Origin of the sequence: Tannerella forsythia (genome assembly GCF_003860135.1) — a bacterium.
Taxonomy (GTDB): domain Bacteria; phylum Bacteroidota; class Bacteroidia; order Bacteroidales; family Tannerellaceae; genus Tannerella; species Tannerella forsythia_A.
On record NZ_RQYN01000005.1, the window covers coordinates 134,318 to 145,918 of the forward strand.

At 50.0% G+C, this 11,601-nt stretch carries 7 protein-coding genes; all 7 read right to left on the reverse strand.

Annotated features, from left to right (window positions below; translation table 11 throughout):
* Window positions 1–566: 566 nt before the first annotated feature.
* The 7 genes from EII41_RS02885 to EII41_RS02915 all read right to left on the reverse strand — a co-directional run bounded on the left by EII41_RS02885 (window position 567) and on the right by EII41_RS02915 (window position 11,193).
* On the reverse strand, window positions 567–4,196 hold the full coding sequence (locus EII41_RS02885; protein ID WP_124789345.1) for a glycosyl hydrolase 2 galactose-binding domain-containing protein: 3,630 nt from the start codon (window positions 4,194–4,196) through the stop codon (window positions 567–569).
* Window positions 4,197–4,352: 156 nt separating this feature from the next.
* The gene (locus EII41_RS02890; protein ID WP_260425451.1) at window positions 4,353–4,847 is read right to left on the reverse strand and encodes a UpxY family transcription antiterminator; all 495 of its coding nucleotides are present in this window, start codon (window positions 4,845–4,847) and stop codon (window positions 4,353–4,355) included.
* A gap of 5 nt (window positions 4,848–4,852) precedes the next feature.
* Complete coding sequence (locus EII41_RS02895; RefSeq protein ID WP_317615866.1) at window positions 4,853–6,334, reverse strand: glycoside hydrolase family 10 protein; 1,482 nt, start codon at window positions 6,332–6,334, stop codon at window positions 4,853–4,855.
* A 6-nt stretch (window positions 6,335–6,340) separates the two neighbouring features.
* Entirely contained in the window at window positions 6,341–7,123 is a 783-nt protein-coding gene (locus EII41_RS02900) for a glycerophosphodiester phosphodiesterase (protein ID WP_124789347.1), read from the reverse strand.
* An 18-nt stretch (window positions 7,124–7,141) separates the two neighbouring features.
* Window positions 7,142–8,080 (reverse strand): thioredoxin-disulfide reductase, encoded by a 939-nt coding sequence (trxB, locus tag EII41_RS02905; protein ID WP_124789348.1) that lies wholly within the window; start codon window positions 8,078–8,080, stop codon window positions 7,142–7,144.
* Window positions 8,081–8,116: 36 nt separating this feature from the next.
* Window positions 8,117–8,755 (reverse strand): LolA family protein, encoded by a 639-nt coding sequence (locus EII41_RS02910; RefSeq protein ID WP_124789349.1) that lies wholly within the window; start codon window positions 8,753–8,755, stop codon window positions 8,117–8,119.
* Window positions 8,752–11,193, reverse strand: coding sequence for an FtsK/SpoIIIE family DNA translocase (locus EII41_RS02915; RefSeq protein ID WP_124751623.1), 2,442 nt, complete (start codon window positions 11,191–11,193; stop codon window positions 8,752–8,754). The genes EII41_RS02910 and EII41_RS02915 overlap by 4 nt, the downstream gene beginning before the upstream one ends.
* Between the last annotated feature and the right edge of the window lie 408 nt (window positions 11,194–11,601).

Below are 11,601 nucleotides of genomic sequence, written 5' to 3' on the forward strand. Positions count from 1 at the left end.
GCATGCCATGGTCATATAAGTCTAACGTGTACCCAAGAAGTATCATGTACGACAATTAACAATTGGAATATATCAGGCTTACAGCCCTCCGCCGAGGAGGTACCTTTTTTCCCCAACGCTTCGCATTGGGCTGAATGATCTCGCCCTTTCAGGGCTCTTGTTTAATTGTTAATGGTCAATGGTTAATTGTTATACCGGGTACATGGTTCGGTGGGTACCGGGCATTCCCCCTTCGAAGGGGGGGAAGGGGGGATGTTCACCGGCCAACAAATCAGCATGTCAACGAATCAACAACTCAACGCCCGCAGGGCATCCAAGGGCTGAAAGCCCGGATTATTTCAGCCCCATCCCGCAAGGGTGGGGGATCGACATCCGGACCTTGTTCGCATCTATCGCGGAATCCGGGTTAAAACGACTCAAAAAATCAACAACTTACCAAATCCCTCTAAAGGGGCTATACCTTATAGAAAAATGTAAATGAGAGAGGGGATTATACAAACTTACCCAAGATTACATTCGGTAAACGTAACCTTGGGTAAGTACTAACTATTGAGAAAAAAGGTCTGTTACTCTACGTTGTACCCCGACAGCTGTACTTTCGGGGTGTTGCCGCGCGTATCTTCGTCTTTCCAGCGGATGTTGACTGTTTTCTTCTCGCCGGGAAGCAGGGCAAAGTAATTGTCGGAGTAGAAGACGGGGAGGAATTGTAATCCGTCTTTTTCTCCGGTCACATTTACGCGGATCATCAGCGCGGGTATTGCCGTCGTATTTTCGACCGTGACGGTGGTATGCCAAGTACCGTCGGGGTCTTTCCGAGTATCGATCGCAGGGAGTAATTTTACTTTCGGCAGTTCGCGTAATGCCTGATAATTGTTTTCTTCGAGGCTTCTGTGATAGAAGTTTTCGGAAATAACCGTTCCGTTTTCGGTTAGTGTCAACTTGATAAAATGTACCTTCGAGAGGTCGGACGGAAATTCGAGACGGATACATTTGTCTGTCGTATCTTCATAACTGTCGACGGTCGCCTCTTTTTCCCACGCTACGGATGCGTCCATATTCAGCAACTGCGTTTTCGCTGTCAATCCCTTACGCATGCCACCGCTGTAATTGACCACTTCTACTTCGTCGGTGGCGGGGTTCCACTGGATATGCAACGGTTCCGAGGCTTTCTTGATGGCAAAATAGGCGGCCGTCGGCTCGAAATAATAATCGTATGTCTGCCAGACCATCGAGGGCCAACAGGGATGACTCATCCACATGAGAAGCCCTTTGCGGTTGAGGCTGCGCGACTCGAAGAGGCTGCGATGCCCGTCGTAGTTGACCCATTGCGCCAGTTCGGCAAACTCCTTCGCGTTCTGCGGCTCACCGTACCCCTTGGCGATGATTTCGTTGAACGAGGTACATCCCTGAGCACCCTCGCGTGTATAATCGTGCATTCCCCACTGATGATCCTGCGGCCAAAGCCCTTCGGGCGAGAAGGTGCGGAGCATGCTTTCGTACGTCATGACGTTGGGCATCCCGCGCTCGCTGTGGAACTTGTCGTTACCTGTTTTCAGCGTAAAATATTCTTTTGCCGGGAGCATGCGGTACGGGCCGTGTCCGCTCACCACATCGTCGGCCGAGCTGGAGATATAATGTATATCGGGATGTTTTTCCCGGACGATGCGACGCAGCGCCTGATCGATCTGAGCCGGCGGGAACCCTTCGTTTCTACCGCAATAAATGGCGATGGAGGCATGGCTGCGGATACGTTTCACGTAATCTTCGGCGTTGGCGATGAACATTTCGGGGTAGTACGGATCAGGGCCGTCGGCAGGGTTGGCCAGCCAAAAGTCCTGCCAGATCATGATGCCGTGGCGGTCGCACGCTTCGTAAAGCTCTTCGTCACCGATCATCCCGACCCAGTTACGCATCATCGTGAAATTCATATCGGCGTGATAGGCCACCGCGATATCATATTCGCGACCGCGATAGTTCAGGTTCGACTCGCTGAACCCCCAGTTTCCGCCGCGACCGATAAAACGACGTCCGTTGATGAAGAGGCTCAATATACGGTTATCTTCATTAAACGTCATCTGACGGATGCCGGCCTTGAAGTTACGTGTATCGGATACCTTATCGCCGACTTTAAACGTAAAATTCGCGTCGTAAAGATTCGGAGCACCATATCCTTTCGGCCACCACAGGCGCGGATGTCGGATGTTCAACTGCGGATAAGTTGTCGCGTCGAAAACGACTGTTTTTTCTTCGCCCGCAGCCAGCTCGACCGGTTGCTCAAACGTGATTTCGCCGATTTTGCCTTCGAGCGTACCTTGTACGGCTTTCGTGTCCCAGTTCCGGACGATGATACCGGCCGTCAGCTTGGCCGAGGTGGTATCGGGTAAGGGAAGTACGGAGCGCACGAACGGATCGGCCACGGTGACATGACCCGTCGTTGTGAGCGATACGTCGTTCCATATTCCGATGTTGCGTCCGCGCATGGTCGGAATCCAGTCCCATCCGATCGTCGCATGGAACGTCGGATTATCGGCGCCCAGAATGCCTCCGTTAAAGTCGGTGCTCTGGCGGTTCTTCTCTTTGATGGCGCCGATGTGCGCATTCTTCACAATCTCGACCGCAACCACATTCTTACCTGCAACGACAAGGTCGGTCACGTCGAACTTGCCCCGCATGAAAGCTCCCTCGATACGTCCCAGTTTATGGCCGTTCAGATACACGTCGGCTTTCCAGTTAATACCGTCGAAATTGAGGAACAGACGATCTTGTTTGAAGTTTTCGGGCAGCTCGAATTCGTCGCGATACCAGAAATTGGAGTAGAAGAACGATTCGGAGATATGCAACTGGTTATCGGCATAATTCGGTTCGGCTATGGCGCCGGCGTTTTTGAAGCTGCTCAATACCGTTCCCGGAACGGTGGCAACGAGCCAGTTCTCCGGCTTGTAGTTGGGTGTCGAAATCTCTTCGCCCTTAGCCGTTACTTCCGATGCACGGCGAATCATCCAGCTGCCGCCCGAGAGGGACATACGCCCGTCTGCTACGGCCGGTCTTTCGACAGGGTAGGGGACCAATCCTCCTACACCCATCACTTCCATCTCGCTGAGGATATAGCGGTTTCCGGCCGATGCTTCCTGCATCAGCACACGTACGTAACGTCCTTTATATTTTTTGTCGAGGGCGATCTCGTCCGTCAGCGTCTCACCGCCGGGAAGCTCGGCCACATCATCCCATTGCTGCGCATTGTCGGATACCTGCACTTTGCCGTGAACGGCTTTGTTGACCCAGCGTAATACGACCTTATCGAATTCGGAACGGCTCCCCAAATCGACATACAGCCATTCTTCGCCGGCAGAGGCACTCATCCACGCGCTGTTGAAAAACTTCGACGGTTTCATCTCCACGAGTCCCTCGGCATCATAGAAATTTGCCTCCGTAAACACCCAGCTATGAGCGCCGGCCATTTTCAGCGTCACCCGATAATAAGGGTTGTCGGCTTCCTGTTTGAAGATTATCGTCTCGTTCAGCTTTCGCACCGACATATCGACTTGTTCTGTCTGCTTATTCGGATCGGTTACCGGCACGCGGTACGATACGGCTTCGCCCGGCAGGTTGCTTCCGCTCAGGCGGCCGACTTCGACCCATTCCTTTCCATCGGCCGATGTGAGACAAACGATCTCGTAACCATCTCGGGCTACTTTATCGTCATACACAAGCGTTCCAACGAGCGAAAGTTTGCCGACCTTCGCACTGTAATTGGCAAGTGAGAACTGAAAGTACGTATCGTCACCCATAAAGGTGTTTCTTGAATATGGTCCTTCATCGACCATCCATTCACGTTCGCGACGGGGCACGTCGCCTTCGGGAGTGGAGAGATTCAGGTATTGCGGCTGCTTGTCGGTCACGATCCCGTCCGTCGCAAGTTGTGCGGTGAGGTTGTAGTCGTAGCCGGATGACGCGAAGGCTGCCCTTCGAAGAGCAATATTGCGATAGGTCATATAATCCGGCGAGAGAGAAGGAGAAAAATCTTCCTTGGGATTACCGGGATATTGTCCTATCCTGCGTGTATAATAGTCCGATCGCTCGAACGATTCACTGCTCACTTTCGTTTCTTTACATCCGCAAAGAAACACCGAGGCCGTGATGGCCGTACAAAAAGAAAAGATCTCCACAGCTCTTTTCCGCTCTTTCCATTTCTTCATGATTTATTTTGATTGTAATTTGTTATATTGCTGTTTTGTATAATCATTATCCCAATATTGTTCTATTTGTCCGGTCGTATCCGGTGGGTCGAAAAAATATCCGCAGAAAGATGGCTCGCATTATCCGGTTTTTTATCGTTTGATGCAGTTAAAGATTTATTTGATTCGCTTGACCGGCGCTACACTCGTCAGATCGACGGTTACGGTGACTGCCAGCTGTTCGATATGGAGCTGTAAACGGTTTTTCCCCAGCTTACGGATCACTCCCGAAACATGTTTCATGGCGCCATTCAAAATCTCCACTTCCTCGCCCACAGAAAGGACGTGGTTGGCCGCCTGTTCCAAGAACGAATGGATGGCATCGATCTCTTCCTGACGAATAACGGCCGGTTTTCCCGAATAGTAAATGATGCGGACTACGCCGTATACTTTCAACAGCGCCATCAACTGCGTTTCCGAACATCTTACAAAAACATACGACGAGAAGAGGGGCTTATCAACCATCTTCACTCGGTCCGACCAGACTTGCGGAGAGCGGTGCAAAGGCAAATAGCTCTCCACGCCCATCGCTTTCAGCCGTTCATCGACTTTTTTCTCCGCACGCGGCGAAGTGTAGAGAACATACCAGTTTACATTCGTTTCTGCGCTCATTCTGTTCATTTTTCGTATTCCGAGAGATAATAATAGGTTGAGCGCGAAGGCTGACTTTCCATCCGGTAACGGTTCGACGCGGTGACGCAAAACGAATACTCCTTTTCCGTATCCCGATCGATAGGCAGATACAATACGTTCTCCCGGATGCCTGTTGCCAAAATCGATTGTGCCTTGGTCATATCAATCGAGTCGGACTGTGAATAGTAAATGGTATAGGTATAGTCGTCTGAGCTTCTTCCTTTCCACGAGAGTTTGAGTCGTCCCTGTTCACGTATGACGACGATCTCTTGCGGCGCGCATGGTACGGAAGCTTTTTCATTCATCCAAATCAGAGGGGGGAGCTGCGCGGGATATTTAAAGAAGCGGTTCTTTAGTTCATTATACAGTCCTTTCTCATTTTTAATCACGAACTGCGTCCGGAAGAAAGCGCAACCCTTTACTCCCTGACGGCGCACATAATTAATCTGATCGGTAATTTCAGAGAGATTCCAGTTTCCTTCTTTTTTATTCAGGCGATAGGCTCCCAAACCGGCTACCATGTTTCGCTGTCCGGAATGTTCAAGCCAATTGTTGACAAATGGGTAGAAATCTTGTTGCTGATAATACATCATGGGCACGATCATATCCTGTTTTCCAGCTTTCAACCATGCTCTTGGGTCTTGATACGCATCTTCGTAAGCAGTCCACCGAGCATTCGGATGCTGCCTCTTGCTGTATTTGCCGAGAGGCGAACTGCTCACCTGTACCCAAGGTTTCGTCTTTTTCACCCAATCATGTACACGCGCAATCATCCGGTTGATATTATCACGTCTCCAATTTTCGAGATTCTGACCCTTCCCGTACTTTTGATACGTTTTCTTGTCGGGAAAAAATTGTGCTCCCTCCGGATAACGGATGTAATCGAACTGAATGCCGTCAATATCGTAATTTTTTACAACCTCTTTTACTAAGGATAGAAGATAATCGGACGTTCCCGGATGACCGGGATTGAGGTACCAGTCGCCGTGATGTTTTATACATAACTCCGGATGGCGTTTGACAACCGATGCTCGTCCCTGCTCCTTCACCATTTTGGCTGAACCGACGGGATAGGTCACGAAAAAGGCGTGACATTCCATGCCTCGTTTGTGGCATTCGTCAATTACGAATGCGAGCGGATCATATCCCGGCCATTTTCCGCATTGTCCGGTAAAAACGGCCGATACCGGTTCGATTTGCGAGCGGTAAATCACGTCGCCTCGCAGTCGGGTTTGTACAAAAACCGTATTGAAGTGGGCTTCTTGCAGGCGATCCAAAATGGTTCGCAACTCCTGCTTCTGCCGATTTCGCTCAGCCTCGTTCGTTGCCGGACTTGTCGGCCAGTCGAGGCCAAAGATCGTCGTCAACCATACGGCACGAATTTCGTGCTTGGGATGGTCGTAATCTGCGGCCGACAAACTGCCGGCCCAGATATACCACCACAGTAGCACGACGATCTTTCTCATCATGTGTTATTTTCGGATAAACTTCAGCGCTTCGACAGGAATGTCGGTCGTGATAAAATCTGCCCCGGCATCGATCATCTCGCGCATCAGTGTCGTATCGTTAACTGTCCAAATATTAATTCCCAATCCTTCACGTTTGGCTTCTTTGAACCATTGAGGATTTTTCCGCATCACCTCGTAATGATAATCAAGACCGGCAAAGCCTTCCTTCTTCAATTGTCTGGGTGATAACTCGCCGTTCAGATAATATACTTCGGCTTCGGGTGTCAGGCGGATAAACTCGCGTGCCGCATCCAGATTGAATGAAATATAATCCGTGCGATGTTGCAGTTTTTTTTCCTTCACCAAGTCGGTAATCATTTGTGCAGCCAAACGGTTGCGTTGAGGTGTAGCATGCGGTTTCAGTTCAAGAATCAGGCGGATACGCTTCGTACGTCTGGCAGCTTCCAGATACTCGCGCAAGGTAGGAATTTTTTCTCCATTGGCCAGCGCAATTCGCTGAATCGCTGCATAATTCGTCTCCTGTATTTTCATTTCCTTGATCGTCATATCATGAAAAACAACGGGGACGCTGTCTGCCGTTAGATGTACGTCGAACTCAGCTCCGTAGACTCCGATATCTTCCGCATTTTCAAGCGATACAATGGAATTTTCGGCAGCCCCTTTGGACTGCCAGAAACCACGATGTGCGATGATTCGGATTGTTTTCGTGAGAATTTCGGGCTCATCTGCATGTGAACAGCTTGTGAAAAAGAGACAGATGGAGACTATCCCTGTTAATATATTCATATCGCTCTGTATCTTATCTTATCTGCTCATCAAATAACGTTCTGCTTCGATGGCAGCCTTACAACCGCTTGCAGCAGCCGTAACGGCTTGTCTGTAGTGCGGGTCGGCCACATCGCCTGCTGCAAACACACCGGGAACTGTCGTTCGAGGCGTACCGGCTTCGGTTTGGATATATCCTGTTTCGTCCGTAGCCAGCCAAGGTTTGAATATCTTGGAGTTAGGATTGTGTCCGATAGCCAGAAAGAAGCCGTCGATGGCGATGTCGACCATTTCTTCGTCCGGTTCGCCTTTGCGTTTTACTAAATGAGCGCCTTCTACTCCGTTTTCTCCAAAGAGTCCGACCGTATTATGTTCGAACAGCACCTGAATATTCGGTGTGTTCATCACGCGATCCTGCATCACTTTCGAAGCACGCAGGAAAGGTTTCCGTACAATCAAATACACCTGTGAGGCCAATCCGGAAAGATACAGCGCTTCTTCGCATGCCGTATCGCCTCCGCCTACAACGGCGACTTTCTTCTTGCGGTAGAAGAAACCGTCGCACGTGGCACATGCCGAGACACCCATGCCCGAATATTTTTGTTCGTCAGGTAGTCCCAGATATTTGGCCGATGCGCCGGTGGCAATAATCAGCGTCTCCGCCTCAATCACTTTGTCATCATCGATGGTAATTTGATACGGTGCGGCCGATAGATCTGCCGCCGTAGCGATTCCCTGACGGATATCCGCACCGAAGCGTGCGGCCTGTTTCTTCATGTCTTCCATCATCTCCGTACCCGTCACACCATCGGGATAACCGGGAAAGTTCTCCACTTCGGTTGTCGTAGTCAACTGACCGCCGGGCTGAATACCTTCGTACAGTACCGGGGCTAAATTAGCTCGCGAAGCATAAATGGCAGCCGTGTATCCTGCCGGTCCCGAGCCGATAATTAAACAACGGACTTTCTCGTTTGTCATATTTTTAACTGTTTGTTTTGTTTTTGGTAATTATTTTTATCGTAAATCTATTTCTGTTACTCCCGGATAATCGGCCGGATTGAATCGGAAGACGTGCTCCGGTGGATTGATACCTGTCTGCATTTTCCGGATGCGGATCACGCTGCGTGCGCCGTTTTTCAAGGTTACCGTCAGACGCACCGGCAACGAGGTGGCGCGTTCGATCTGTACTTCGACCTTGGCCACATCGCCGTTCTTTTTCGAGGTCAGCATCACATCATCGGCCATTTTTCCGTTGTCCGACGTGCTTTGACCGATATAGGAAAGCGTGAAGCCTTTTTTATAAGAGCGAAGGAGGATCATCGGATTCGTAAATTCCAACTCGTCGCCTGTGGGGTTCGACAAGTTGACCTCATCCGTCCGGACTACGTACGTCCATTGTGTCGTACCGTCGTACCACGTCCGTGTATCGGGCGTGATGAGTACGAACTTTTCTCCTTTCATTTGTATGGTGCCTTCGAAACTTTCGGAAATACCTTGTTTCTCGTGGCGGATATTTGCCGCAAACGAAGCTTTCAGTCCGTTCGATTTTTCATAAGCCGCGGCTGCTTTATCCAAAATTGTTTCGGCTTTCTGCGCCGTCACAACTCCTACGACCGAAAGCCATAACATGATTATATATCGAATCCGTTTCATGATTTCAACGCATTTAATTTCTGTTCCAATGAATATTCGTCCTGTATCAACACTTGACGTGCCTTGCTCCCTTCGTAGGGACCGACGATGCCGGCGGCTTCGAGTTGGTCCATCAGTCGTCCCGCACGGTTATAACCGATCGAAAATTTACGTTGAATCAACGAGGTAGAGCCTTGCTGTTGGATGATGATGAGTCGTGCCGCTTCGTCGAAGAGCGGGTCACGATCGGATAAGTCAACGCCCGATGCCTTGTCTCCTTCACCTTCCGGTACATATTCCGGCAACTCGAACGCCGTGGGATAACCGGCCTGCTGACCAATGTAGGATGCCATCGCTTCCACTTCGGGCGTATCCACAAAAGCGCATTGCACGCGGGTCATGTCGCTACCCTGCGAAAAGAGCAGGTCGCCGCGCCCGATCAGCTGATTGGCGCCGGGTGAGTCGAGAATGGTACGCGAATCGATCATTGATGAGACACGGAAAGCTACGCGCACGGGAAAGTTCGCTTTAATTGTTCCCGTGATGATGTTTGTCGACGGACGTTGCGTGGCGATAATCATGTGAATACCTACGGCTCGCGCTTTCTGTGCGATTCGCGCGATCGGCATTTCAATGTCGCGTCCGGCCGTCATGATCAGATCGCCGAACTCGTCGATGATGACCACGATGTACGACATATACTTATGCCCTTTCTCCGGATTCAGCCGGCGGCTGATAAACTTTTCATTATAATCTTTGATGTTACGGACGTGTGCTTTCGTCAGTAACTCATAGCGGTTATCCATCTCCTTACAGAGCGAATTGAGCGTATGTACCACCTTCGTAAAATCGGTGATGATCGCTTTCTCTTCGTCGGGTAACTTAGCCAGATAATGACGTTCGATTTCGGCATAGATGCTAAATTCGACCATTTTGGGATCGACGAGTACGAATTTCAGTTCGGCGGGATGTTTTTTGTACAGTAACGAGGTAATGATAGCGTTGAGTCCGACGGATTTTCCCTGTCCCGTAGCACCGGCCATCAGCAGGTGAGGGGCTTTGCAGAGGTCGAACATAAAGACGTCGTTCGTGATGGTTCGTCCCAGCGCCACCGGAAGATCGTATTTGCTCTCGATAAATTTGCGCGAACTGATTACGGACTGCATCGAAACGATCTGCGGGTCTTTGTTAGGCACCTCAATGCCGATCGTTCCTTTACCGGGCATCGGGGCGATGATACGAATGCCGAGCGCGGCAAGGCTCAGGGCAATATCGTCTTCGAGGTTGCGAATTTTCGAGATTCTCACTCCCTGTGCCGGCACGACTTCGTAGAGCGTGATGGTGGGACCTACCGTTGCTTTAATCGACAGAATGCTGATACCGAAGTTTTCGAGTGTCTGCTTGATGCGTCGTTGATTATCGGTCTGCTCCGCCATGTCGACCGGTTTTTCGGTCTGTTCGTATTTTTTCAGCAGGTCAAGTGTCGGAAAACGGTAGCTGGACAGGTCGAGACGAGGATCGTAATCGCCCATGGACGAATCGTCGTACGGTTCTTCGTCCTTCGGCACTTCAATAGTAAATACCGATTCACCGTTGATGATTTTGTCGCCTTCGGCTATCGGAACGATTTGCGGCTCGTCGTCAAAATCTGCTGTCCGGTACGGATCATCGTCGTATATTATTTTTGTTCCGGGCACATATTCTTCGTCATCCTCGTTATCCTCTTCCGATATATGCCGTTTCGTCGTATGAGACTCTTTATCTTCGCCGCTCTCCTCCGTATCCGAATTATTTTCCGTCTGTGCTTGTTTGGCCGGTCTGTTCGGATTCCAAGAAAGAGTAAACATTTTTTGCAGCCACGGCATCACACGTTTGCTGGCGAAAACGGCTATGGTAAGAAAAGAGACCATCAGCAACAGCACGGTGCCCGGTATGCCGATATTGCGAATCAAGACTTCGGAAAGTTCATACCCGTGACGCCCGCCTAAATAGAGAAACGAGTCTTCATATCCTTTCAGGAAGACGAACGACAGAAAGAGCGATCCCCAGATGAGCATCGAGCTGCAGAGCATAAAGCGTTTCATGAGAGACATCCGGCAAACGCCCATCAGATAGACGCCTAACGACCCGAAAAAGTAGAGTAGAAAGAATGACGCTACCCCGAACCAGCGGTTCATAATCAAGTCAGCAATCAAAGCCCCTCGCACGCCGGCCCAGTTTTCAACGCTCCCGCGATTGGTTAGCAAGTCTTTCAACGGCACATTTTCGATGGCGCTTTGGTCTGCTCCCCCCGTGAAAAAGAACGATGCCATAGCGATGCCTACGTAAGTCACCGTGAAACAGATCGCCAGCCCTGCCAGAAAACGCAAGCGTTCACTTGTGAAGAAGACGCTCAGCAACCCCCATATATCATTATCCGTTTCTTGCGAACGTTTCTTTTTTACCGTCTTTTTTGCCATTTTTTATCGCTCATTTCCTCCCTCTTACCAAACCACAGGACGAAATCATTCAGCGGGCAAAGATAGCGATATTTCTCTAATAATTCAAGCTGAACGAACGACCTGACCAGCAACACGCGAGATGTACTTTGGGTATGAAGAAAACACCGCTTAGCGTTGTATCCTAATACAACTTTTTTGATGTTGTTATGCCGGGTACATGGTTCGGCGGGTACCATGCATAACCATTGACAGTTAACCATTGACAATTGGAATATGTCAGGCCTACAGCCCTCCGCCGAAATACGATGCCTTTTTCCCCAACGCTTCGCATTGGGCTGAATTAAGGCGCCCTTTCAGGGCTTTTACAGCAATCAGCGGTCAGCATTCAGCGGAGCCAACAACTCAACAATCAAACAACTCAACGAA

What these genes read in the sequence shown, in the direction of transcription:
- EII41_RS02910 (WP_124789349.1), bottom strand. Translation starts at nt 8,755, where the DNA reads ATGAAACGGATTCGATATATAATCATGTTATGGCTTTCGGTCGTAGGA.
- EII41_RS02885 (WP_124789345.1), bottom strand. Translation starts at nt 4,196, where the DNA reads ATGAAGAAATGGAAAGAGCGGAAAAGAGCTGTGGAGATCTTTTCTTTT.
- EII41_RS02900 (WP_124789347.1), bottom strand. Translation starts at nt 7,123, where the DNA reads ATGAATATATTAACAGGGATAGTCTCCATCTGTCTCTTTTTCACAAGC.
- EII41_RS02890 (WP_260425451.1), bottom strand. Translation starts at nt 4,847, where the DNA reads ATGAGCGCAGAAACGAATGTAAACTGGTATGTTCTCTACACTTCGCCG.
- EII41_RS02895 (WP_317615866.1), bottom strand. Translation starts at nt 6,334, where the DNA reads ATGAGAAAGATCGTCGTGCTACTGTGGTGGTATATCTGGGCCGGCAGT.
- trxB (WP_124789348.1), bottom strand. Translation starts at nt 8,080, where the DNA reads ATGACAAACGAGAAAGTCCGTTGTTTAATTATCGGCTCGGGACCGGCA.
- EII41_RS02915 (WP_124751623.1), bottom strand. Translation starts at nt 11,193, where the DNA reads ATGGCAAAAAAGACGGTAAAAAAGAAACGTTCGCAAGAAACGGATAAT.